The organism is Nocardioides humi (assembly GCF_006494775.1).
In the GTDB taxonomy this organism is placed as follows: Bacteria; Actinomycetota; Actinomycetes; order Propionibacteriales; family Nocardioidaceae; genus Nocardioides; species Nocardioides humi.
Window position 1 is genome coordinate 2,127,397 of the sequence record NZ_CP041146.1, and the last position, 24,226, is coordinate 2,151,622.

21 protein-coding genes are annotated in these 24,226 nt (G+C 72.0%); 9 read left to right on the forward strand and 12 right to left on the reverse strand.

The annotated features are described in order from the left end of the window. Positions 1-18: 18 nt before the first annotated feature. The 9 genes from FIV44_RS10525 to FIV44_RS10555 all read right to left on the reverse strand — a co-directional run bounded on the left by FIV44_RS10525 (position 19) and on the right by FIV44_RS10555 (position 6,155). Positions 19-270, reverse strand: a complete 252-nt coding sequence (locus FIV44_RS10525; RefSeq protein WP_141004399.1) for a hypothetical protein — start codon at positions 268-270, stop codon at positions 19-21. Then, positions 267-1,328 (reverse strand): WD40 repeat domain-containing protein, encoded by a 1,062-nt coding sequence (locus FIV44_RS10530; RefSeq protein ID WP_141004400.1) that lies wholly within the window; start codon positions 1,326-1,328, stop codon positions 267-269. Before FIV44_RS10530 ends, FIV44_RS10525 begins: the two co-directional genes overlap by 4 nt. 119 nt (positions 1,329-1,447) lie before the next feature. After that, positions 1,448-1,945 carry a DUF1648 domain-containing protein gene (locus FIV44_RS10535; RefSeq protein ID WP_181411103.1) on the reverse strand — a complete coding sequence of 166 codons (498 nt, stop codon included), beginning with the start codon at positions 1,943-1,945 and terminating at the stop codon, positions 1,448-1,450. Continuing rightward, positions 1,942-3,228 (reverse strand): hydroxyacid-oxoacid transhydrogenase, encoded by a 1,287-nt coding sequence (locus FIV44_RS10540; RefSeq protein ID WP_141004401.1) that lies wholly within the window; start codon positions 3,226-3,228, stop codon positions 1,942-1,944. Before FIV44_RS10540 ends, FIV44_RS10535 begins: the two co-directional genes overlap by 4 nt. Beyond that, on the reverse strand, positions 3,225-4,109 hold the full coding sequence (locus FIV44_RS10545) for an NUDIX domain-containing protein (RefSeq protein ID WP_141004402.1): 885 nt from the start codon (positions 4,107-4,109) through the stop codon (positions 3,225-3,227). The genes FIV44_RS10540 and FIV44_RS10545 overlap by 4 nt, the downstream gene beginning before the upstream one ends. 214 nt (positions 4,110-4,323) lie before the next feature. Then, on the reverse strand, positions 4,324-4,677 hold the full coding sequence (locus FIV44_RS33135) for a hypothetical protein (RefSeq protein ID WP_281285822.1): 354 nt from the start codon (positions 4,675-4,677) through the stop codon (positions 4,324-4,326). Between the two features lie 20 nt (positions 4,678-4,697). Continuing rightward, the gene (locus FIV44_RS33140) at positions 4,698-5,009 is read right to left on the reverse strand and encodes a geranylgeranyl reductase family protein (protein ID WP_281285823.1); all 312 of its coding nucleotides are present in this window, start codon (positions 5,007-5,009) and stop codon (positions 4,698-4,700) included. After that, positions 5,006-5,566 carry an NAD(P)/FAD-dependent oxidoreductase gene (locus FIV44_RS33145; RefSeq protein ID WP_281285824.1) on the reverse strand — a complete coding sequence of 187 codons (561 nt, stop codon included), beginning with the start codon at positions 5,564-5,566 and terminating at the stop codon, positions 5,006-5,008. The genes FIV44_RS33140 and FIV44_RS33145 overlap by 4 nt, the downstream gene beginning before the upstream one ends. A 25-nt stretch (positions 5,567-5,591) precedes the next feature. Further along, the gene (locus FIV44_RS10555; protein WP_181411104.1) at positions 5,592-6,155 is read right to left on the reverse strand and encodes a Uma2 family endonuclease; all 564 of its coding nucleotides are present in this window, start codon (positions 6,153-6,155) and stop codon (positions 5,592-5,594) included. A 189-nt stretch (positions 6,156-6,344) separates the two neighbouring features. Between FIV44_RS10555 and FIV44_RS10560 the strand changes: the two genes are divergently transcribed. The 8 genes from FIV44_RS10560 (at position 6,345) to FIV44_RS10595 (ending at position 15,069) form a co-directional block, all read left to right on the forward strand. Then, positions 6,345-7,592 (forward strand): WD40 repeat domain-containing protein, encoded by a 1,248-nt coding sequence (locus FIV44_RS10560; protein WP_141004404.1) that lies wholly within the window; start codon positions 6,345-6,347, stop codon positions 7,590-7,592. After that, entirely contained in the window at positions 7,592-8,080 is a 489-nt protein-coding gene (locus FIV44_RS10565) for a hypothetical protein (RefSeq protein ID WP_141004405.1), read from the forward strand. The genes FIV44_RS10560 and FIV44_RS10565 overlap by 1 nt, the downstream gene beginning before the upstream one ends. A 47-nt stretch (positions 8,081-8,127) precedes the next feature. Then, on the forward strand, positions 8,128-10,161 hold the full coding sequence (locus FIV44_RS10570) for a sensor histidine kinase (protein WP_141004406.1): 2,034 nt from the start codon (positions 8,128-8,130) through the stop codon (positions 10,159-10,161). Continuing rightward, the gene (locus FIV44_RS10575) at positions 10,158-10,859 is read left to right on the forward strand and encodes a response regulator transcription factor (RefSeq protein ID WP_219996386.1); all 702 of its coding nucleotides are present in this window, start codon (positions 10,158-10,160) and stop codon (positions 10,857-10,859) included. The genes FIV44_RS10570 and FIV44_RS10575 overlap by 4 nt, the downstream gene beginning before the upstream one ends. Positions 10,860-10,925: 66 nt before the next feature. Beyond that, positions 10,926-11,639: a hypothetical protein gene (locus tag FIV44_RS10580; protein WP_141004407.1), complete on the forward strand. Its 714-nt coding sequence runs from the start codon at positions 10,926-10,928 to the stop codon at positions 11,637-11,639. Between the two features lie 73 nt (positions 11,640-11,712). Continuing rightward, positions 11,713-12,990, forward strand: coding sequence for a hypothetical protein (locus FIV44_RS10585; RefSeq protein WP_141004408.1), 1,278 nt, complete (start codon positions 11,713-11,715; stop codon positions 12,988-12,990). Between the two features lie 68 nt (positions 12,991-13,058). Next, the gene (locus FIV44_RS10590) at positions 13,059-13,550 is read left to right on the forward strand and encodes a hypothetical protein (protein WP_141004409.1); all 492 of its coding nucleotides are present in this window, start codon (positions 13,059-13,061) and stop codon (positions 13,548-13,550) included. Between the two features lie 172 nt (positions 13,551-13,722). After that, the gene (locus FIV44_RS10595) at positions 13,723-15,069 is read left to right on the forward strand and encodes a hypothetical protein (protein ID WP_141004410.1); all 1,347 of its coding nucleotides are present in this window, start codon (positions 13,723-13,725) and stop codon (positions 15,067-15,069) included. Positions 15,070-15,079: 10 nt separating this feature from the next. Here FIV44_RS10595 and FIV44_RS10600 read toward each other — a convergent pair whose 3' ends face one another. Further along, positions 15,080-15,445 (reverse strand): winged helix-turn-helix transcriptional regulator, encoded by a 366-nt coding sequence (locus FIV44_RS10600; RefSeq protein WP_141004411.1) that lies wholly within the window; start codon positions 15,443-15,445, stop codon positions 15,080-15,082. A 101-nt stretch (positions 15,446-15,546) separates the two neighbouring features. Between FIV44_RS10600 and FIV44_RS10605 the strand changes: the two genes are divergently transcribed. After that, positions 15,547-16,437 carry an alcohol dehydrogenase catalytic domain-containing protein gene (locus FIV44_RS10605; protein WP_141004412.1) on the forward strand — a complete coding sequence of 297 codons (891 nt, stop codon included), beginning with the start codon at positions 15,547-15,549 and terminating at the stop codon, positions 16,435-16,437. A gap of 214 nt (positions 16,438-16,651) precedes the next feature. Here the strand turns inward: FIV44_RS10605 and FIV44_RS10610 are convergent, their stop codons facing one another. Both FIV44_RS10610 and rpoB read right to left on the reverse strand, forming a co-directional pair. Then, on the reverse strand, positions 16,652-20,530 hold the full coding sequence (locus tag FIV44_RS10610) for a DNA-directed RNA polymerase subunit beta' (protein ID WP_141004413.1): 3,879 nt from the start codon (positions 20,528-20,530) through the stop codon (positions 16,652-16,654). Between the two features lie 84 nt (positions 20,531-20,614). Beyond that, positions 20,615-24,124 carry a DNA-directed RNA polymerase subunit beta gene (rpoB, locus tag FIV44_RS10615; protein ID WP_246086911.1) on the reverse strand — a complete coding sequence of 1,170 codons (3,510 nt, stop codon included), beginning with the start codon at positions 24,122-24,124 and terminating at the stop codon, positions 20,615-20,617. Positions 24,125-24,226 lie beyond the last annotated feature (102 nt).

Below are 24,226 nucleotides of genomic sequence, written 5' to 3' on the forward strand. Positions count from 1 at the left end.
CGCGCGCCCGGCGCCGGATCAGCGCACCTTCTTCGCCTTGCTGACCGAGACGCCCGTCGACGCGCCGCCCTGCACGGTGACGCGCACGGACAGCCGGCGCCCGCGGTCGGCCCGCGTGACCCGGTAGCGCGCCTTGGTCGCCTTCTTGATCGGGCGGCCGTTGCGCAGCCACTGGTAGCGGACCTTCGTGACGCTCCCCGACCACGCGCCGGTGGTGGCGCGCAGGACCGTGCCGACCTTGGCGGTGCCCCGTGCCTTCGGCGGCTTCACGGCGGTGAGCGCCGCGGCGTCACCCGTCTGCGGGCCGGCCGGCCCGCCCGGGCCGCCCTGCCCGCCGGGGCGGGCGGGCTGAGCGGCGCCGCGGACCAGTCGGGCTCACTGGCGCCGGGGAGCAGCAGCCGCAGCTCACCGGTGCAGCCGAGCTTGTTGTCCGCGAAGGTCCACACGCCGTCGGCGGCGCCGAACGCGAGCGTGGTGCTGTCGGGCGACCAGGTCGGGTCGGTGATCTTGTCGGACGCCTCGCCGTCGAGGCGGCAGGCGTCGGCCGGCAGGCCGGGCAGGGTGCCCGAGCGGATGTTCCCGTCGACCCGGTAGGTCAGGATGTCGCGGTCGTCGCCGTACCCGCGGACGCCGGCCAGCAGGGTGCCGTCGGGCGAGACCTCGACGTTGCCGAAGTCCTCGCTCGGGTACCAGATGTCGCCGTCGTCGAACCAGTGCTGCTGGGTCGGCGACCCGATGTCGTGCACCATCACGTGGTGGCCGTAGCCGCCGCTCTGCAGCGTGCGCCGGCCGGTGACCCAGGACGGGTCGGCGTAGAACGAGGTCCCGTACGTCGCCGGCGTGCCCGCGCCGGTCGTGCTGACGTATCCGGTGGCGGTGCGCCAGGCGCAGCCGTTGGTGCAGGAGTGCTCGGCGAAGGTGTAGGCGATCAGGGCGCCGTCCGGGGAGATGGCGGCGTCGACCGGGCTGCCGTCCATGGTGCCGCCGAGCGAGCTCGGCAGGCGCGGCGGGTCGATCTCGGCCAGCACCCGGCCCTGCTGGTCCATCACGACCAGATTCTGGTACCGCACCGCGGCGACGATCCCGGTGTCGGACTGGCTGGGCGCGCGGTACGGCAGCCCGGCGCTGCCGTCGGTCGTCAGCGGACGCGCGCCGGTGCCGTCTCCCCGCGCGATCCACACGTCGTGGTCCTTGATGTAGGTGAGCGTGCCGCCGCCCGAGGCGGCGGACGCCGCCGGCGTGGCATGCGGCGGCAACGCGAGCGTCAGGCTGAGGGCGCACAGGGCGGCGAGCCCGGCTCCGGCGAGCCGGCCGAGACGATGGGTCATGGGGTTCTCCACAGTTCCGTCGGGGTTTCCCCCACGGTCCCGGGGCGGAGAGCCCGGCGGCCAGATGCGCGCGTCCCCGAACGGCCGGGACGGACACCTCGCGTCGGAGCGGTCGCGCCTCAGTCCTCGCCGGCCGCCCGGCGGTCGCGGTGGGCCCGGACCACCCACACCAGCACGAACACGACGTAGACCGCGACGAGCGCGAGGAACACGGCGCCCAGCCGGGGCGTCTCGGCCCGCGCGGCCCGGACCGTGCCCAGCAGCACAGCGGTGAGCAGTGCCATGGTCGCGGCTCCGATGACCTCGAGATCGCGCCGGCCGCGCCGGCGCAGCTCGGCCACCCGCTCGGGCGTGGCGGCCCACCAGTCCTTGCGCGGCGTGTTCAGCTGGGACAGCGGCACCCGGTCGCCGAGCGCCGCGGCGCCCCACAGCAGCGCGGCGACGCCCGCGCCGATCAGGGCGAAGGCGACCAGCGCACCGGTCCGTCCGGCCCAGCGGTCGACCTCCCCGGAGAGGCCGAAGTGCACCGGCACCCGCTCCGGCAGCAGGACGGCGGCGAGGACCCACGCGGCGGTGTACGCCGCGACCGCGGCGGCGAACCAGCGGCGCGCGCTCACCAGTGCTCCAGCGAGGCGGCCATGATCCCCGCCAGGTCCTCCCCCGTCACGTCCCTGGGCGCCGTCGCCAGCAGCCGCTGCTGCTGCAGCGCACCGTCGACGAGTGCGTCGACGTCGCCGGCGCCGTACCCGACCTCGGCCAGGCCGTTGGGGATCCCGATGTCGCGCATCAGGGCGGCGATCACGCCGGGCAGCACGTCCGGCCCGTCGCCGGCGGCGGCCGGGTCGAGCAGCCGCGCGGCCCGCAGGTGCCGCTCGGGCGCGGCGTCGAAGGTGAACCGGAACGCCTCGGGCGCGGTGAGCGCGACGGCCATGCCGTGCGGCACCATCGGCTCGGCCTGCGGGTAGTCGGCCGGCCGGAAGTCCCGCACCCGCCCGGCGATCGGGTAGGCGTTGGCGTGCGGGATGTGCACGCCGGCGTTGCCGAACCCGAGGCCGGCGAAGGTCGCCGCGAGCGCCATCTGCTCGGCCGCCTCGGTCCCGCCGGCGCCGTCCCGCGCCTCGCGTACGGCGGCGCGGAAGGCGCCGGACAGCAGCCCCATGGCACGCTCCGACCAGAGGTCGGCGATCGGGTTCGAGCCGCAGTAGGGCACCCGCTGCTCCGGGCTCTTGGCCGGGAACTCGCCGTACCAGCGGGCGGTGTAGCTCTCCAGCGCGTGGCACAGGATGTCCATCCCGGCCGCCGCGATCACACCCGGCGGCTGGGTCGCGGACAGGGCCGGGTCCACCACCGCGAGCCGCGGCCGCAGGGCCGGGTGGCTGATGCCGGTCTTCACCTCGAGGGCGAGCACGTCCATCACGCAGATCGTGGTCGACTCCGCGCCGGTGCCCGTCGTGGTCGGCACGGCCGCCAGCGGCAGCACCGGCTGCTCGGGCGCACGCGCCTTGCCGATCGGGGCGTTGACGTAGTCCATCAGCTCGCCCGGGTTGGTCACCAGCAGCGCGACCGCCTTGCCGGTGTCGATCGACGAGCCGCCGCCGACGGCGACCACCGCGTCGAACGGCCCCTCGCCGCGGGCGAACGCCACCGCCTCCTCCAGCGAGGCGTCGGTCGGCTCGACCCGGGCGCCGGCGTAGGTCACGACCTCGACGCCGTGGGCGCGCAGCGACCCCGCGACCGTCTCGGCGTGCCCGGCGGCCACCACGCCGGCGTCGGTGACGAGCAGGGCCCGTCGGGCGCCCCAGCCGCGGACGTCGTACCCGACCTCGGCGGCGGCGCCCCGCCCGAACTTGAGCGCGGGCGCGGCGTAGGTGAAGACGGTCTCCGTCGCGTGGTCAGTCACGCCGACACGGTATCGCCGGCCGCCTCGATGGCGGCGCGGACCGATCCGTAGACCTTCAGCTTGCGGGCGGCGACATCGGCCAGCGGCACCCAGGCGACCTCGTCGGTCGTGCCGTCCTCCTCGACGACCCGCGGCTCCCCCGGTCCGACGTGGGCGCGGTAGATGATCCCGATCGCGTGGAAGTCCTCCTCGCGGCCGTTCGGGGCGGTGCCGGTGAAGTGGTGGTCGAGCACGGTCAGCAGCTCGTCGGCCTCGCCCTCGAGCCCGCACTCCTCCCACAGCTCGCGGCGGATGGTGTCGCGCGGCGACTCGCCGTGGTCGATGCCGCCGCCGGGCAGGTGCCAGGTGCCGGGGTCGGGCGCGAGGTCGGAGGTGCGGGTCAGCAGGATGGCGTCGTCCTGCACGACGTACGCGTAGGCGGCCGAGCGCTGGCGCTGCCGCACGGCGTACGCCGCCAGCGCCTCGGTCACGAGGCTGACCGTCGGCACGGTGCCGTCCAGCACCGCCGCGATCGGCTTCCAGGCGGCCTCGGCGGTCGACCCGTCGACCTCGGTGACATGCGGCTCGGGCGCGTCGGCCGGCACCCAGCCCTCGTAGACGATCCGCACCGAGTGGGCGTCGACGCGCCGGCCGCGGCGCCACGAGTCGGCGACGTGGAGCGAGTGCACGTGGGCGGTCTCGCCGACCTGGGCGTGCAGGCCGGTCTCCTCGTAGACCTCCCGGACCACCGCGTCGCGCGGGTCCTCCCCGTGGTCGACCCCGCCTCCGGGCAGGGACCACAGCTCGCGCCGGGTGACCCGCTCCGCGAGCCGGGACAACAGGATCTGGTCGCCGCGGACGATCACGGCGTACGCCGCCAACCGCTGCACCCGCTGCGCCATCACCGCCTCCTGTCCCCTCCGGCTCCACCCTAGTGTCCTGTCCGGTTGAAGCGCTGACGTAGTCGGTGGTCCTGGTGCGTGCATCGCAAGGCGGCCGTGCGAGGGCATACCGGGTCGTCTGTCGAGCGCGGCCAACGCCGCGAGGCGCGTGCCAGGGTTGCCGAACATGGCGGCGAATCAGCCGGACAGGACACTCAAGGGTGCCGGGGACGGGTCAGGAGAAGGGCGGGCGGGCGTCGCGGGCGAGGGAGTGCCGGCCGGCCCAGCGCCACACCCGGGCGGCACGGTCACGGTCCTCGTCGGTGACCAGGTTGCCCATCCAGCGCAGGGCGAGGGTCATCAGCAGGTCCGAGCGCATGCCGACCGGGCCGAGCGCGGGCAGCAGCCGGGGCACGGTGACCAGGCCGGCCAGCCGGCGGGCGATGGAGAACGACTCGCCGTAGTGGTCGCGCAGCAGCTGCGGCCACACCGTGCCGAGGTCGGTGTCGGCGTCCTCGGCGAGCAGCTCGGCGAGCACCCGCCCGGTCTCCAGGCCGTAGTCGATGCCCTCGCCGTTGAGCGGGTTCACGCAGGCCGCGGCGTCGCCGATCAGCGCCCAGTTCGGCCCGCGACATTGCTCACCGCGCCGCCCATCGGCAGCAGCGCCGAGGTCGGCATCCGCAGCTCGTCGCCGAGGCCGAACTCGGCGCGCAGCCGGTCGGCGTACAGCCTCATCAGCGGCTTGATCGCCACGTCGGTGGGCCGCTTCGCGGTCGCCAGGGTTCCCGCACCGAGGTTGACCTCGCCGGTGCCGGCGCCGAGCGGGAAGATCCAGCCGTACCCCGACAGGATCTCCCCCTCCTCGCCGCGCAGCTCGAGGTGGGAGCTGATCCAGGGGTCGTCGGCACGGGTCGAGGTCACGTAGGAGCGCCCGGCGACGCCGTACACGGTGTCGCGGTGCCACTCCCGCCCAGCACCTTGCCGAGCGGCGAGCGCACGCCGTCGGCCACGACGAGCCGCCGGCAGCCGATCTCGCGGCCGTCCTTGAGGACGACGGCAGCGATCCGCGCCCCGTCCCTGCGTACGCCGACCGCGCGGGCGTCGTCGAGCGGCGTCGCGCCGGCCTTGAGCGCCGTCGTCCGCAGGTGGTCGTCGAGCTCGGTGCGCGCGATCGCGCTCCCCCAGTCCGGCAGGTTGCCGCCCGGCCAGGGCAGGTGCAGCGTCTGCCCGAACCCGTGCGCCCGCAGCCCCTGGTTGACGGTGTGCGAGCGCACCCAGTCGCGCAGCCCGAGCCGCTCCAGCTCCCCGATCGCCCGCGGCGTCAGCCCGTCGCCGCACGTCTTGTCGCGCGGGAACACCGCCGCGTCGGCCAGCACCACGTCGAGCCCCGCCCGCGCCGCCCACGTGGCGGCCGCGGAACCGGCGGGACCGGCGCCGACGACGAGGACGTCGGTGCTCAGGGCGGGCGCGCTCGTCATGCGCGCCATTGTCGCAGCCGGCTGGTCACTCGCCGCGCGTGGGACCGACCAGCCCGGAGGGCACGATCGTCACAGGGAACGGCGCCGCCGCCGTCCACGGCTCGTCGCCGGTGGCATCCACGACCTTGGCGTACTCCCCGTCGCGCAGCTCCCACACGATCAGCCGACCCGCCAGCGGGTCGACCACCCAGTACGACGCGATGCCCGCCCGCTCGTACCGCTTGAACTTGGTGTTGAGGTCGTAGAGCGCCGTGCTGGGCGAGAGGATCTCGATCACCAGCAGCGGGATGCACTCGATCGGGTCCGTCCCGACCAGCGCGCTGGGGTCGATCACCATGATGTCCGGCTGCACCGCGGTGTCCTCGGACAGGATGTCGAACGGCGCGGCCAGGCTGGCCAGATGAGACGGCGCAGCCGCGAACAACAGCTTCAACAGCTGCATCTGTGCCCACTGGTGCTCGATCGACGGCCCCGTCATGACGGTCAGCACCCCGTTAATCAGCTCGAGCCGCCGGTGCGGCTCCCACAGCTCCGCGACGTCGTACGCCGTCAGCACCTGCCCCTGCGGCAGGTCGAGGTCCACCGTCATGACACCCATTGTGCACCGCCCCTCCGATTCGGGTCATGCGTCGATCCTGCGCACTCGCCATCCGCCCCGCAAACGGCTCTCCACAGGCCCGCGTCCCGGGAAGTCGGGCCGCCGGGCACTGGAATCCGGGTCGGCGGGCTGGCGAGGGTCGACGGCATGCGTCCTTCCCGACCGATTCGTCCTCTCGTCTTGACCCTCCTCGCCCTCGTCGCCGGCGTCCTCGGCCTGCCCGGGGCCGGTCCACCACCGGCCGCCGCGCTGGCTCCCTCGACATCGGGCACGATCGTCTACCTCAAGGGTCACGACATCTACGTCGCCCGCCCCGACGGGTCGGGCGAGCGTCGGTTGACCACCGACGGCACGGCGGCGAACCCGTGGCGCACCCCCAGCGGAGCCGACGACGGGACCGTGCTCGCGGCGCGCGGCACGACCGTGGTCCGGATGGACCAGTGGGGCACAGTGCTCAACAGCTTCGACCCCGACGACCTCTGGGACTCGGCCGGGCAGACCATCGGCGGCCAGGTCGTCCACGCCGTCGTGTCGCCGGACGGCTCCAGGGTCGCCTACACCTACGCGCACCGCACCTGCCCGCCCGGGGGCGCCTGCCGGATCCGGTACACGACCGCGATCAGTGCGTCGACGCAGCTCACCTCCGCCCAGCAGTACGGCTTCGCCTTCTACCCGGACCCCTCCTGGATCACCGGATCCCGGCTGGTCACCGGCGGCCTCACCGACGAGCTCCACGTCTTCACCCCGGGCGTCCAGGAGACGATCTGGTTCTACGACGGCCAGCCGAACCCGGCCGACCAGCACGACCTGGCCGAGCCGGCCATGTCCCGCGACGGCTCCATGCTGGCGACCGTCCGGGGTGTGGGCGCCGAGCAGCACATGGCGATCTGGGAGGTCAACGGCGACATCCTCAACGGCCCGGTCAGGGCCGGCGAGCCCGGCATCTGGCCGACCCTGACCTGCGCGTGGGGGCAAGCCGCCTTCGCGAGCCCCACGTTCTCGCCGGACAGCACCTCCCTCGCCTGGGCGGAGGGGGACGGCGTGTGGATGGTGGAGGACCCGCTGGGCTGCGACGACGCACCATCGCTGGTGATCCCGGGAGCCTCCTCCCCGCACTGGACGGCGGCGCCCCTGCACTCGGTCCGCCCGATCTACGGCTTCGCGCAGGGCGCCAAGCCGGCGTTGAAGGCCAAGGGCAAGGTCCGGGCCGGCAAGAAGCTGCGCGCCACCGCGGGCACCTGGAGCCCGGCTCCCACCGCGGTCCGCTATCAGTGGCTGCGCAACGGCAAGCCGATCAAGAAGGCCACCAAGCCGGTCTACAAGGTCAAGAGCAAGGACCGCAACCGCAAGATCAGCGTCCGGGTCACCGTCAGCCGCACCGGTTACCACGACGCGGCGGCGGTCAGCCGGAAGGTGAAGGTGAAGTGATGAGGCGGACACTGGCCGTCTGGGCCCTCCTCGTCCTGGCGGCGCCGGTCGTGGCCGGCTGCGACGACGGCGACGATCCCGCACCGGCCGGCGGCCCCGCCGCCACCAGCGGCACCGACGGCGCCGACACCGGCGACGGCGCCGCCGCGGACGTGCCGGAGGAGTGCCGGGAGGCGTTCCCGCAGGCGTTCACGGCGGCGGATCTCGGCGAGCTCGCCCTCCTCCCGGACGGCTTCCCCGATCCCCCGGTCGAGGCGACCCTGTGCCTCACCGCGGAGACCGTCGGCGGCGCGAACGAGACCGCGTCGTATGCGACCACGGCCACCGCCGAGGAGGTGCTCGCCGGCTACGAGGCCGCGCTCGCGTCGTACGGCGCGACGCGGGACCAGGACGGCCTCGGCCGGCCGATCGTCACCGCGACGGCCGGCGACGTCGTCATCCAGGTGACCCCGCAGGACGGCGGCTTCGTGCTGGTGTTGGCCGGCTGACGCCGAACCCGTCCCACCGGGCCGCCGGAACGACCATGATGGCACACATGCCCGTGCCCGGTCCCCCGACGCCCCGCGGCCGCCCTCTCGGCGTCGCGGGGTACGTCGCGGCCGGGCTCGGTGTCACCCACGTACTGGTCGCCGCGGCCACCCTCGCGGTCCTGGTGTGGACGGCAGACGTGCCGGACCCGCCGTACCAGGTCCGGCGCGAGCTGGCGCCGCTCGACCTGGTCGTGAGCCTGATGTACGGCCCGCTCGGCGCGTTGATCGTCGTGCGCAGCCGGCACGCCGTCGGGTGGGCTTTCCTCCTCATCGGCGGCGGGTACGCCGTCACGGCGGCCGGGATCGCCTGGACCGTGCTGTGCGTGGCCCAGCCGGGGCTGCCCGGCGCGGCCCTGGCGGCGCCGCTGCTGCTGACCGGATGGACCACGGCCACCCTGACGTCCCTGCTGGTCCTGCCGTTCCTGCTGACCCCGGGGCCTCCGACCGGTTGGGCCCGACGGTTCGCCGGCGCCGGCGCGGGCGTGGTGGTGCTCGCGAGCGCGTTCCGGGTGCTCATCCAGACCCCTGACGCCCCGCCGAACCCACTCACCGGCGCAGGCGCACTCTCCGACTTCGCCTACGCTGCCGACGAGGACCTGATCCCGATCTACTTCCTCCTCGGCCTGGCCGTGGCGGGCTGGCTGGGCAGGCGGCTGCGCACCGCGGACGGCGAGGAGCGCCGCGGCCTGACCTGGCTCCTCGTCGCGCTGCTCACCGTGGCCTGCGCCTACATGACGTTCGAGGTCGGGGTCAGCCTGGACGGCACCTGGTTCGTCGCCGGCATCGTGTTGCTCTCGGTCGCCGAGGTGATGCTGCTCGCGTCGGTGTTCGTGCTGATCCGGCGCCAGCCCTCGTGGCGCGTGGACCTGGCGATCTCGCGGACGCTGGTCGGGCTGCTGCTGACCACGACCCTGGTGGCGGCGTATGTCCTCGCCGTCTGGGCGCTCGGTATGGTCGCGCCCTGGGGCGCGGAGTCGTCGGGCCTGGTGGTGGTCGCGGCGCTGGCGCTCGCCGTGCTCCCGCTGCGGGACTGGCTGCAGGCCCAGGTCGAGCGGCTGGTCTTCGGCTCGGGCGCGGATCCCTCGGCGCTGCTGGGGCGGGTCGCCGACGCGCTCGATGCCGGCGATCCCGACAGCCCCCAGCTCCGCGGCCTGGTCGAGGCCCTGCGCAGCGCCCTGCGGCTGGCCCGGGTCGAGGTCAGCCTGTACGGCGCCACGGTCGCCTCCGCGGGCCGGCGCGAGACGGACGACGACGAGCGGGCGCTTCACCTCGACCTCCATCCACGCGGTCGCACGGTCGGGGTGCTGACCGTCGTCCCTCCCCGGGGCGAGCGGCTCGACCCGCGCACCGTACGCCTGCTGCGCCAGATCTCCGGGCTGGTCGCGGTCGCCGCCCAGCTCGACGACGCCAACCGGGCGGTCGAGGAGGCGCGGGCGCGGCTGGTGGAGGTGCGCCAGGAGGAGCGGCGCCTGCTGCGGCGCGAGCTGCACGACGGCCTCGGGCCGGCCCTGTCCGGCACCGCCCTCGCCCTCGCCGCGGTGCCGGCCACCTCACCGCTGAGCGACGGCGACGCCGTGCTGCTGCAGCGCCTGGTCGAGGAGCTGAGCCGGCGCGCCGACGACGTCCGCCAGATGGCGCGTGTGCTGCTCCCGCCCGTGCTCGACGAGGGCCGCCTCGGCGAGGCGCTGCAGCTGCTGGCCGAGCGCTACTCGATGCCGCGGTTCTCGGTCACCGTCGACGCGCCGTACGCCGACCGGCTGGACGGCATCCACCAGATCGTCGTCTACCAGGTGGCGGCCGAGGCGGTCCGCAACGCGGCCCGGCACGCCGGCGCCCGGCACTGCCGCGTGCGGCTCACCCTGCCCGGCACGGGCGGCGTACGGCTGGAGGTGTCCGACGACGGGCGCGGCATCGGCGACACGGCCACGCCGGGCGTCGGGATGGCGTCCATGCGCGAGCGGGCCGCGGAGCTCGGCGGCGCGGTCGAGGTGAGCGCCGGCGAGGGGAAGGGGACCTGCGTGGTCATGATGCTGCCGTGACGGGGAGCGAGCCGATCCGGGTGCTCGTCGTCGACGACCACCCCGTGTTCCGGATCGGGATGGGCGCCCTGCTGCGCTCCCTGCCCGACGTCGAGGTAGTGGGCGAGGCGGCCGACCGGGCCCAGGCGCTGGCCGCCGTGGAGCAGCACGCGCCGCACGTCGTCCTCATGGACCTCGACCTGGGCGACGACTCCGGCGTCGAGACGACCCGCGAGCTGTGCCGCCGGGACCCGACGCTGGGCGTCCTGGTGATCACCATGCTCGGCGACGACGACTCACTGTTCGCCTCGATCCGGGCGGGCGCCCGCGGCTTTCTGCTCAAGGGCGCCTCTCCCGACGAGGTGGCCCGGGCCGTCCGCTCGGTCGCGAACGGGGACTTCCTCCTCGGCCCCCAGCTCGCCCAGCGCGCCGCGCTCTATCTGTCCGGGGCCCGCACCCGCGGGAGCGTACCGTTCCCAGAGCTCACCGACCGCGAGCGCGAGGTGGTGGACCTGGTCGCCCGTGGGTACGACAACGCCACGATCGCCCGGCGCCTGGTGCTGAGCAGCAAGACCGTGCGCAACTACGTGTACGGCGTACTCGCCAAGCTCGACGTACCCGACCGCGGACAGCTCATCGTCCGGGCCCGGGAAGCGGGTCTCGGCACCGACGGCATCGATGACACCGATGACACCGATGACACCGGGGCGTCCCGGTGAGCCGTCCCGAAAGGTCGTGACGGACGGACCTGACACCCGGGCCGTCGCACAGCCGAGTCTCGGGGCATGAACGAGACCACTCCACTGTCCCCGTCCGCGCCTCCCACGGCCGGCACCCCGGCCCGCGGCGGGTTCACCGCCTGGCCGCTGCTCATCTCCCTGTGCGGCGTCCTCGGCGTCGTCGCGCTCTTCCTGGAGGGCCGCCCGGACGCCAACGGCAGCGACTTCGACTATCCGGTGACCGCCGAGGACGTCCTCGGCCTGGACCACGTGCCGTACCGGATCTCCGGCGCGGTCGGCTACGTCCTCGCGCTGCTCCTCATCGCCGCCGCCGTGCTGTGGCGCCACCGCGTGGAGCGCCGGTTCCCCGGCTCCTCCGGCGCCACCGCGGTGTCGTACGGCGTGATCGCGACCGCGGCCCTGGTCACGCTGGCCTACGGCTGGCGCGGCGCGGTCGGCAACTACCTGCCGACCGGCGCGGAAGGCGACACCTACGACGCCGAGGGTCTCTACAACTACTACATCATGACCGACTTCAGCCCCTACATCGCCTTCATCCCGCTGCTCGCCTCGTCGTACGGCCTGGCCTGGATGGCGTTCCGCGAGCGGTTGGTCTCCCGCGGTCTCGGCGCCCTGTCGGCCCTCTTCGCCAGTGCGCTCCTGATCGCGGTGTTCGTCACCGGCGTGCCCGGCCTGCCGTCGATGGTCATCGTCGGCCTGATCGTGGCCGGCATCTGGCTGGCCGTCGGCCGCAGCGCGATCACGGCGGTGCAGTCGTGAGGTGACGGATCTCGCGCCCCTCCGGCCGATCGACGAACAGCCCGGATTTCCGCCCGACGAGCAAGGACATCTCATGAAGCGACCTGTGCCAACCACTCTCGCACTGACCACTCTCACGCTGGCCATCGCGTCCGCGCTCGTCTCGGCGACCAACCCACCTGCGGCGGCGCTGGCCGACACCACCCCGCCGGTGATCACCGTCGATGTCAGGTCCAGCGACGGCCAGGGCGCCTGGATCGGCTGGTACAAGGACGCGGTCTCAGCCATGCTGCGAGCGACCGACGACGACGGCATCGCCCGCCTGTCCTACCAGCTCACCGGCGCCCAGACCGGCGAGGGCAGCCTCGCCGGTCCGCTCCTCCCGGTCACGATCTCCGCCGAGGGCCTGACCACCATCGCGATCACCGCGACCGACACCGCCGGCAACACCGCCACCCGCTCCTACGGCGTCGGCATCGATCGCACCGCGCCCACCGCGACCAGCAACTTCGTCGGGGGAGTGCCCCGCAACGACAACCGCACCATCGACTACTCGTGCACCGACCCCGGCGATCCCCCCGGCGCGATCGTCTCCTGCACCGCCACCCACGACGGCGCGCCCTTCGCCTCCGGCACCCGGATCGACACCTCCCGGACCGGCCGACACGTCGTGGTCATCACCGCGGCCGACCGGGTCGGCCATACGACCCAGCGCACCGTGATCTACGACGTCACCCGCTACGTCCTGCTCAGCCCGCCCGTGATCGAGGGCAACCCCACCACAGTCAAGGTCGGCCAGCCGCTTCGCGCCAGCGGCGGGGTCTTCGAGCCCACTCCGGATCGGTTCACCTACGAGTGGGTCATCGACGGCGTCGTCGTATCGCAGGAGAACCCCTTCATCCCCCGGGCAGCGCACCTCGGCAAGCGGATCTCGCTGCGGGCCTTCGTCTCCGACGCAGGACCGGGCTTCGGCAACCAGACCCGTACCACGCCGGTCGGCGACGTCCTCGTCCAAGACGACCTGCGCATCACCAGAGTTCCCGAGATCTATACCGATACCGAGCCCTGGCCCGCCACCGCCCGGCCCGGCGGGGTGCTCCAGGCCGGGCCGGCCGGCTTCACGCCGACGCCCAGCAGCGTCACCTACCGCTGGTACGCCGGGGACGAGCAGGTCGGCACCGGCAGGGAGTACACCGTCCAGCCGGCCGACGTCGGCAAGACCATCACCATGGACGCCTACGCCACCACCCGGATCCGAGCTATCTGGACACCGCCACCCCCCGCGTCAGCTCCGTCAAGGTCCAGCCGCATGTCTTCCAGACCCAGAAGTCCCCTGCGGTCACCGGCCACGCCGACATCGGCGGCACGCTGACCATCACCGACGGCGCCGTCACCCCGGCCACCCCGCCCGCCAGCACCCGCTGGAGCATCGACGGCACCGTGGCCGCCACCAGCAAGGCCCTGACCCTCACCCGCGCCCACGCCGGAAGGACCGTCTCCTGCCACCAGGTCTTCACCGCCCCCGGCTACGCCGACCTCACCCTCCCCTGCACCTTCCCCGGCGGCGCCACCAGCGTCACCATCCCCCGCACCGACGACACCGGCGGCCCCGGCAGCGACGCCGCCTGGGCCATCACGGCCCGAGCCGGCATCAACGGCAGGGCCAAGTTCGGCAGGAAGCTCCGCGCTATCCTCCCCCGGCTCAGCGCACCGGCGGCGTCCTACACCTACCAATGGCTACGCGACAACAGGCCCATCAAGAACGCCACCACAGCCACCTACAAGATCCGCACGAGCGACCGCGGACGCAAGATCAGGGTGCGCATCACCGCCACCTCCCCACCGGCACTGTCCTCGTCTCGACCGCCAAAGCCAAACGCGTCCGCCGCTGACACCTCTGCTCCGCCACCATCCAAGGAACCGCCGCCATGAGACACCGCCTGCTCACCGCCCTCGCCCTCACCACCACGACCGCCACGGCCCTCGCCTGGACCACACCCGCCCATACCGAGCCGCCGGGCGGCGACACTACGCCCCGAAGATCACGATCGACGTCCCGCCCAGCCCGGGCCAGGACGTCTGGTCGGGCTGGTACGCCGGATCGGTGCCGGTCGTCGTGTCGGCCACCGACGCCGCCGGGATCCAGGCCATCTCCTACCGGCTCACCGGCGCCCAGACCGGCGAAGCCACAGGCGACCTCGAGCCGCTCGCCTTCACGCTCACCGAGCCCGGCGTCACCACGATCACCGTGACCGCCGAGGACGTCAACGGCAACCAGGCGACCCGGGAGTACGGCGTCGGCCTCGACCTCGCCGACCCGACCGTCGAGGTCGGCGGGACGGTCCTGGACGGAGGCGTCATCCGGCAGGGCGCCAGGCGGACGCTGACCTTCACCTGCGCCGACGCCGGCACCGCCGTCGCGTCCTGCACGGCGGGCGCGCTGGCGTCCGGTGCCCTGGTCCCCACCGACACCCTCGGCGCCCACCGGATCGACGTCACCGCCGTCGACCAGGTCGGCCGTAGCCGGATCCGGAGCGTCGACTACACCGTCGAGAAGCCGCTGCTCCGGGTCGACGAACCGCCCGTCATCGAGGGCGACCCGCCGAGCGTCCGCGTCGGAAAGACGCTCCGAGCGACAGCCGGTCGCTGGACACCGACACCGGACCGGGTGACCTACACCTGGCTGAGCGTCGGCAAGATCATCGGCACCGGTCCGACGTACACCCCGACCGCGGCGGACGTGGGCCGCCGGATCTACCTGACCTCGACCGCCTATCGCGACGGCTACGCCGACACCCCAACCCCGGGGTCCACCCCGTCCGTCCTGGTCGAGAGTGGCAGGTTCGAGGTGACCGGAGCGCCTCAGGTGACGGGAACGGCGCAGGTGGGCGGCACGCTGGAGATCACGCAGCCCGACACGATCGTGCCGACGCCCGGGACCTACGCCAACCTCTGGACGATCGACGGCGAGACGCACGAGACCGATGCGCCTGCCCTGCCGCTCACCGAGGCGCACGCCGGGTCGACGATCTCCTGCGTCCAGGTCTACTCGCGGGCCGGGTACGCCGACGCCACCGTCCCCTGCGTCTTCCCCGGTGGCGCGGGGAGCGTGACCGTTGCCGCCACGCCGGGCCCGGATGGCCCTGGCGACCCGGGCAACCCGGGCGCCGACGACGGCGCGGCATGGACAGTGCTCGCCCCCGCCGCCATCAAGGGCAAGGCCCGGGTCGGCAGGCGCCTGCGCGCCGTCCTCCCCCAGCTGACCGTCCCCGCCCAGGCCTGGACCTACCAGTGGTTCCGCAACGGCAAGCCCGTCAAGGGCGCCACCAAGGCGTCGTACAAGCTCCGCAAGGCCGACCGCGGCCGAAGGATCACCGTCCGGGTGACCGCGTCCGCACCCCACCTCCCCGATCTCGTCTCGGTCTCGCCCGTCAAGCGGATCCGGCGCTGAGAGCAACCTCTCAGGCCGCGTCGTACGCCGCGCGCGCCTGCTCGACCTCCGCCATGTGCTCCTCCGCCCACTCCTTGATGTGCCTCATCACCGGCATCAGCGACCGGCCGAGCTCGGTGAGCTCGTAGTCGGTGCGCACCGGCACGCTCGGCGTCACCGTCCGCGTGACCAGGCCGTCGCGCTCCATCCGCCGCAACGACTGGGTCAGCATCTTCTGGCTGACCCCCTCGATCCGGGCCGCGAGCTCGGAGTAGCGCAGCGACCCGCTCAGCCCGAGGGCGACGATCGCCAGGCTCACCCACTTGTCGCTGAGCGTGTCGAGCAGCTTGCGGCTCGGACAGGCCGCCGTGAACGCGTCGAACGTCGCGGTCGCCATGACTCACCTCCGGGTGCGTACCCCACTTCGAAGTGCCTTCTTCCCACTAGAGAGTAGGTAACCGAAAGTGGTGTGACAACCACGAACGAACGGAGTTCACCATGCGAGCCCTCATCACCCGTCCGGGCGTCGACGGCCCGGTCCTGGTCGAGACCGCACCGGCGCCGCTCGGCGCGACCGACATCCGGATCGCCGTCGCCGCCACGTCCGTCAACCCGCTCGACGTCCACCTGGCCTCGGACGCCGGACGCGCGGTCTTCGGCATCACCCGCGACACCGGCCTCGGGAACGACCTGACCGGCACGGTCGTCGAGGTCGGGGCGGACGTGACGGCGTTCCGGACCGGCGATCGGGTCGCCGCCCTCCAGCGCGACGCCGCGGCTCCCGTCCGGACGCACGCGGAGTCGGTGGTCGTCCCCGCCGCCGACGCCGCTCCCGTCCCGGACGGTCTCGACCTCGTCGAGACCGCCTCCGTCCCGATCAACGCCATGGCCGCCGACCAGGGGCTGAGGGCGCTCGGCGACGCGGACGGCCGGCGGCTGCTCGTGGCGGGCGCCGCGGGCGCGGTCGGCGGCTTCGCCCTCCCCCTCGCCGTACGGGCGGGCTGGCAGGTCACCGCGCTGGCCCGGGCCACCGACGAGGAGTTCGTACGCCGCGCCGGCGCCGCCGAGCTCGTCACCGCGCTGCCCGAGGCCGCCTTCGACGCCGTCCTCGACGCCGCCTTCTCGATGGGGGTGGCCTTCGGCGCGGTCCGCGACGCAGGCGCGTACGTCGGCTTCCCCGCGCCCGCTGTGCAGCCCGAGCGCGGCGTCGAGGTCCACCATGTCGTCACCCAGCCGGACGGAGCAGCGCTCGCCGAGCTGCTCCGGCTGACCGCGGAGGGCGTCCTCCAGCCCCGCGTCGCCGGCCGACTGCCCCTGGCCGACGCGGCGAGCGCCTACGAGAAGGTCGCCGGCGGCGGTCAGCGCGGCCGCTGGCTGCTCCTCCCCTGACCGGTCGCCCCGCGCCCCGTCCGTACGCCACCGGGCGACAGAGGGACGCCGAGCGACGGAGCGGAGGGAGCGAGGAACGAGCGACCGGGGCGGAGGAATCGGCGTTCCTCCGCCCCGGTCGTCTTGCCGCCAGTCCTACTCAGCCACTACGCGCGCCGACTGCGCGCGCGGCAGCGTGGCGGAGCGAAGCGACGACGCGCTCGCGCCATTCAACTCAGTTCTGGTAGGAGCCGAAGTCGAAGTCGTCCAGGGCGACGGCCTGGCCCTGGTTGCCGAACTCGTAGTCGTAGGACTCGTAGCCCGTGACGGCGTACGCCGCGGCGCGCGCCTCCTCGGTCGGCTCGACCCGGATGTTGCGGTAGCGCTCCAGGCCGGTGCCGGCCGGGATCAGCTTGCCGATGATCACGTTCTCCTTCAGGCCGCGAAGGCTGTCGGAGCGACCGTTGATCGCGGCGTCGGTGAGGACCCGGGTGGTCTCCTGGAAGGAGGCCGCCGAGAGCCACGACTCGGTCGCGAGCGAGGCCTTGGTGATGCCCATGAGCTCGGGACGACCCGAGGCCGGCTTGCCGCCCTCGGAGACCACGCGGCGGTTCTCCTCCTCGAAGACGACCCGATCGACGAGGTCGGACGGGAGCAGGTTGGTGTCGCCCGACTCGAGCACCGTGATCCGGCGCAGCATCTGCCGCACGATGATCTCGATGTGCTTGTCGTGGATCGACACGCCCTGCGACCGGTAGACCTCCTGGACCTGGTCGACGAGGTGCTGCTGGGTACGGCGGACGCCGAGGATGCGCAGCACCTCCTTCGGGTCCTCGGTGCCGGCGGTGAACTTGTCGCCCACCTCGACCCGGCCGCCGTCCTCGACGAGCAGGCGCGATCGGCGGGAGACGACGTACTCCTTGACCTCGCTGCCGTCGTCGGGGGTGACGATGACCTTGCGGGCCTTGTCGGTCTCCTCGATCTCCACGCGGCCGGCGGCCTCGGAGATCTGGGCGTGACCCTTGGGGGTGCGGGCCTCGAAGAGCTCGACCACGCGGGGCAGACCCTGCGTGATGTCGTCGGCCGAGGCCACACCACCGGTGTGGAAGGTACGCATCGTCAGCTGCGTGCCGGGCTCGCCGATCGACTGGGCCGCGATGATGCCGACGGCCTCGCCGATGTCGACGAGCTTGCCGGTGGCCAGCGAGCGGCCGTAGCACTTCGCGCAGGTGCCGGTGCGGGCATCGCAGGTCAGGACCGAGCGGACCGTGACCTCCTCGATGCCGGCCTCGATCAGCTCGGCGATCTTGACGTCGCCCAGGTCCTCGCCCGCGGCGGCGAGGACCTCGCCGGTGCCGGGGTGGGCGATGTCCTTGGCGGCGGTCCGGGCGTACGCCGCGGTCTCGGCGTTCTCGTCCTTGACGACGACGCCGTTCTCGTCCTTGACGCCGATCACCTTCGGCAGGCCGCGCTCGGTGCCGCAGTCGTCCTCACGGATGATGACGTCCTGCGACACGTCGACCAGACGACGGGTCAGGTAGCCGGAGTCGGCGGTCCGCAGCGCGGTGTCCGCCAGACCCTTGCGGGCGCCGTGGGTGGAGATGAAGTACTCCAGCACGGAGAGACCCTCGCGGAAGTTGGCCTTGATCGGCCGCGGGATGATCTCGCCCTTCGGGTTGGCCACCAGACCGCGCATGGCGCCGACCTGGTTGATCTGGTTGAAGTTGCCGGACGCGCCCGAGTGCACCTGCACGTAGATCGGGTTGGTCGGGTTCGCCTCGAAGGTGGAGCGCAGGGCCTTGCCGACCTCCTGGCTCGCCTTCGTCCAGATCTCGATGAGCTCCTGGCGGCGCTCCTCGTCGGTGACCAGGCCGCGCTCGTACTGCTTCTGGATCTTCGCCGCGGCACCCTCGTGCTCGGCCAGGATCTCGGCCTTGTTGGCGGGGGTGATCACGTCGGCGATCGACACCGTCACGCCCGAGCGGGTCGCCCAGTGGAAGCCGTTGTCCTTCAGGGCGTCCAGGGACGCCGCGACGACCACCTTGGGGTAGCGCTCGGCGAGGTCGTTGACGATGGCGCCGAGGCGCTTCTTGCCGACCTCCTCGTTGACGTACGGGTAGTCGGCCGGCAGCGCGTCGTTGAAGATCGTGCGGCCGAGGGTCGTCTCGAGGACGGTGTCCTCGCCCTGCTCGGCACCCTCGAGGGCGTCGGCGCTCAGCCTGATCCGGACCCGGTCCTGCAGCGAGATCTCGCCACGGTCGTAGGCCATGATCGCCTCGGCCGGGGAGGTGAAGGACCGCAGCCGGGTCTCGCCGTCGACCTCGACCGTCGCCTCGCCACGCTCGGTGGTGAGGAAGAACAGGCCGATGATCATGTCCTGGGTCGGCATGGTCACCGGACGGCCGTCCGACGGCTTGAGGATGTTGTTGGTCGACAGCATCAGGATCCGCGCCTCGGCCTGGGCCTCGGCGGACAGCGGCAGGTGCACGGCCATCTGGTCGCCGTCGAAGTCCGCGTTGAACGCGGTGCAGACGAGCGGGTGGAGCTGGATGGCCTTGCCCTCGATCAGCTGCGGCTCGAAGGCCTGGATGCCGAGGCGGTGCAGGGTGGGCGCCCGGTTGAGCAGCACGGGGTGCTCGGTGATGACCTCCTCGAGGACGTCCCACACGACCGGGCGCGCACGCTCGACCATCCGCTTGGCGGACTTGATGTTCTGGGCGTGCGAGAGGTCCACCAGCCGCTTCATGACGAACGGCTTGAAGAGCTCCAGCGCCATCTGCTTGGGCAGACCGCACTGGTGCAGCTTCAGCTGCGGACCCGACACGATGACCGAGCGGCCGGAGTAGTCGACGCGCTTGCCGAGCAGGTTCTGGCGGAACCGGCCCTGCTTGCCCTTGAGCATGTCGGACAGCGACTTCAGCGGCCGGTTGCCCGGGCCGGTGACGGGACGACCGCGGCGGCCGTTGTCGAACAGCGAGTCGACGGCCTCCTGGAGCATCCGCTTCTCGTTGTTGACGATGATCTCCGGCGCACCGAGGTCGAGCAGCCGCTTGAGGCGGTTGTTGCGGTTGATGACCCGGCGGTAGAGGTCGTTGAGGTCGGAGGTGGCGAACCGGCCACCGTCGAGCTGCACCATCGGGCGCAGGTCCGGCGGGATGACCGGGACGGCGTCGAGCACCATGCCCTGCGGCTTGTTGCCGGTCTTGCGGAAGGCGTCGACGACCTTGAGCCGCTTGAGGGCCCGGACCTTGCGCTGGCCCTTGCCGGTCGCGATGGTCTCGCGCAGGTTCTCGACCTCGGCCTCGATGTCGAAGCTCTGCAGGCGCTTCTGGATCGCCGTGGCCCCCATGTGGCCCTCGAAGTACTTGCCGAACCAGTTCTTCATCTCGCGGTAGAGGACCTCGTCACCCATGAGGTCCTGCACCTTGAGGGTCTTGAACGTGTCCCAGACCTCCTCGAGACGGTCCAGCTCGCGCTGGGCGCGGTCGCGCAGCTGCTTGAGCTCGCGCTCGGCGCCGTCGCGCACCTTGCGGCGCTGGTCGGCCTTGGCACCCTCCGCCTCGAGGGCGGCCAGGTCCTCCTCCAGCTTCTTGGTGCGGTCCTCGAGGCCGGCGTCGCGCCGCTTCTCGATCGACTCGCGCTGGAGCTGGATCTTTCCCTCGAGCGAGGACAGGTCGCGGTGGCGCGCGTCCTCGTCGACGGAGGTGATCATGTACGCCGCGAAGTAGATGACCTTCTCGAGGTCCTTCGGTGCCAGGTCGAGCAGGTAGCCCAGGCGCGAGGGGACGCCCTTGAAGTACCAGATGTGGGTCACCGGCGCGGCGAGCTCGATGTGGCCCATCCGCTCGCGGCGGACCTTGGACCGGGTCACCTCGACGCCGCAGCGCTCGCAGATGATGCCCTTGAAGCGCACGCGCTTGTACTTGCCGCAGTAGCACTCCCAGTCCCGGGTGGGACCGAAGATCTTCTCGCAGAAGAGGCCGTCACGCTCGGGCTTGAGCGTGCGGTAGTTGATGGTCTCCGGCTTCTTGACCTCGCCGTGGCTCCACGTGCGGATGTCGTCCGCGGTGGCCAGGCCGATCTGAAGCTGGTCGAAGAAGTTAACGTCGAGCACGGTGGCTGCAACCCTTCGTTGGTTCTGAGCAGTGAAGTTGGTTGGGGGCGGAGGCGGGGCGCGCCCGGAGGCGCGCCCCGCGACTCACACCTCTTCGACCGAGCTGGGCTCGCGGCGGGACAGGTCGATGCCGAGCTCCTCGGCGGCGCGGAAGACGTCCTCCTCCGCGTCGCGCATCTCGATGGTCGTGCCGTCCTGGGACAGCACCTCCACGTTGAGGCAGAGCGACTGCATCTCCTTGACGAGGACCTTGAACGACTCCGGGATGCCCGAGTCGGGGATGTTCTCGCCCTTCACGATGGCCTCGTAGACCTTGACGCGACCGGGCACGTCGTCGGACTTGATGGTCAGCAGCTCCTGGAGCGCGTAGGCGGCGCCGTACGCCTCCATCGCCCAGACCTCCATCTCTCCGAACCGCTGGCCGCCGAACTGGGCCTTACCGCCCAGGGGCTGCTGCGTGATCATGGAGTAGGGGCCGGTCGAGCGCGCGTGGATCTTGTCGTCGACCAGGTGGTGGAGCTTGAGGATGTACATGTAGCCGACCGAGACCGGGTCCTTGAACGGCTCGCCGGAGCGGCCGTCGAACAGGCTGGCCTTGCCGGTCTCCTTGACCATCCGGACACCGTCGCGGTTGGGCAGGGTCTGGCCGAGCAGACCGGTGATCTCGTCCTCGCGCGCACCGTCGAAGACCGGCGTGGCCAGCTTCGTGTCGGGCGCGGCCTCGTCGGCGCCGATGGCGGTGAGCCGCTTGGCCCACTCCTCGTCGCGCAGGTCGGCGTCGATGTGCCAGCCCTGCTTGCCGAGCCAGCCGAGGTGCAGCTCGAGGATCTGGCCGATGTTCATCCGTCGCGGCACGCCCAGCGGGTTGAGCACGACGTCGACCGGCGTGCCGTCCTCCATGAACGGCATGTCCTCGATCGGCAGGATCTTCGCGATGACGCCCTTGTTGCCGTGACGGCCGGCGAGCTTGTCGCCCACGGAGATCTTGCGCTTCTGCGCGACGTACACCCGGACCAGCTGGTTGACGCCGGGCGGCAGCTCGTCGCCCTCCTCGCGGTCGAAGACGCGGACGCCGATGACCGTGCCGGACTCGCCGTGCGGGACCTTCATCGAGGTGTCGCGGACCTCGCGCGCCTTCTCACCGAAGATCGCGCGGAGCAGGCGCTCCTCCGGGGTCAGCTCGGTCTCGCCCTTGGGTGTGACCTTGCCGACGAGGATGTCACCGGTCGACACCTCGGCGCCGATCCGGATGATGCCGCGCTCGTCGAGGTCGGCGAGCATCTCCTCGCTGACGTTGGGGATGTCGCGGGTGATCTCCTCCGGGCCGAGCTTGGTGTCGCGGGCGTCGACCTCGTGCTCCTCGATGTGGATCGAGGTGAGGACGTCCTCCTGCACCAGGCGCTGGCTGAGGATGATCGCGTCCTCGTAGTTGTGGCCCTCCCACGGCATGAACGCCACGAGCAGGTTGGTGCCCAGCGCCATCTCGGCGTTGTCGGTGCACGGACCGTCGGCGATCGGCGAGCCGACCTCGACCCGGTCGCCGGCCTCGACCAGCGGGCGCTGGTTGATGCAGGTGCCCTGGTTGGACCGCTTGAACTTCGCGAGCCGGTACGACGAGTACGTGCCGTCGTCGTTCATCGTCTCGACGAGGTCGGCGGAGACCTCCTTGACGACACCGGCCTTGTCGGCCACCACGACGTCGCCCGCGTCGACCGCGGCCCGGAACTCGATGCCCGTGCCGACGACCGGCGAGTCGCTCTTGATGAGCGGCACGGCCTGGCGCTGCATGTTGGCGCCCATCAGCGCGCGGTTGGCGTCGTCGTGCTCGAGGAACGGGATCAGCGCGGTCGCGACCGACACCATCTGGCGCGGCGAGACGTCCATGTAGTCGACCTCGTCGGCCGGGACCTCGGCGACCTCGCCGTTGCGCTGGCGGACCAGCACCCGGTCCTCGGCGAACCGGCCCTGGGCGTCGAGCGCCGCGTTGGCCTGCGCGATGACGTAGCGGTCCTCGTCGTCGGCGGTGAGGTAGTCGATCTGGTCGGTGACCACGCCGCCGTCGACCTTGCGGTACGGCGTCTCGACGAACCCGAACGGGTTGATCCGGCCGTAGGAGGCGAGCGAGCCGATCAGGCCGATGTTGGGGCCTTCCGGCGTCTCGATCGGGCACATCCGGCCGTAGTGCGACGGGTGGACGTCACGGACCTCCATGCCGGCGCGGTCGCGGGACAGACCACCGGGGCCGAGCGCGGACAGGCGGCGCTTGTGCGTCAGGCCCGCGATCGGGTTGGTCTGGTCCATGAACTGCGACAGCTGCGAGGTGCCGAAGAACTCCTTCAGCGCCGCGACCACGGGACGGATGTTGATCAGGGACTGCGGCGTGATCGCCTCGACGTCCTGGGTCGTCATCCGCTCGCGGACCACGCGCTCCATGCGGGCCAGGCCGGTGCGGAGCTGGTTCTGGATCAGCTCGCCGACCGTGCGCATGCGGCGGTTGCCGAAGTGGTCGATGTCGTCGGCGGAGACCGGGAGGTCCTTGCCGTCGGCGTCCTTGCGGATCTCGCCGCCGATGGCCTGGACGAACTCGTCGCCGTTGTGCAGCTGGACGATGTACTTGATCGTCGCGACCATGTCGGCGATCGTCATCGTCTGCTGGTCGAACGCCTCGTGCTGGCCGAGCTTCTTGTTGACCTTGTAGCGGCCGACCTTGGCGAGGTCGTAGCGCTTGGGGTTGAAGTAGTAGTTCTTCAGCAGGGTCAGCGCGGCCTCGCGGGTCGGGGGCTCGCCCGGGCGGAGCTTGCGGTAGATGTCCAGCAGCGCGTCGTCCGGCCCCTGGGTGTTGTCCTTCTCCTCGGTCAGCTGGATCGACTCGTACTGACGCAGGTCGGCCATGACGGCCTCGTAGTCGTACTCCTCGCCGGTGTCCTCGGCGATCGCCTGGAGCGCCTTGAGCAGGACGGTGACGTTCTGCTTGCGCTTGCGGTCGAGGCGGACGCCGACCATGTCGCGCTTGTCGATCTCGAACTCCAGCCACGCGCCGCGGCTCGGGATCAGCTTGGCGGTGAAGATGTCCTTGTCGGACGTCTTGTCGGCGGTGCGCTCGAAGTAGACGCCCGGGGAGCGGACGAGCTGGGACACGACGACCCGCTCGGTGCCGTTGATGACGAAGGTGCCCTTGGGCGTCATCAGCGGGAAGTCGCCCATGAAGACCGTCTGGCCCTTGATCTCACCGGTCTCGTTGTTGGTGAACTCCGCGGAGACGTAGAGCGGGGCGGAGTAGGTGAGGTCCTTCTCCTTGCACTCGTCGACGGTGTACTTCGGGTCGTAGAAGACCGGGTTCTCGAACGAGAGCGACATCGTCTCGGAGAAGTCCTCGATCGGGGAGATCTCCTCGAAGATCTCCTCGAGGCCGGACTTGTCGGAGGCGTCCTGGCCCTCGGCCCGACGGGCCTCGATCCGGGACTTGTGCGCCTCGTTGCCGATCAGCCAGTCGAAGCTGTCGGTCTGGAGGGAGAGGAGCTGCGGGAGCTCCAGCGGCTGCTGGATCTTCGCGAAAGAGATGCGGGACTTACCGGGGGTCGTGCGCGCGGCCAAGAGTTGTCCTTCGACGGGTTCGACTCTTCGAGAGCGCCCTGCCCACCACGTCATCGGCCACCGGGCAGGCCGAAGCGCATCTGAGGGCAGGCGCAAGGAGCC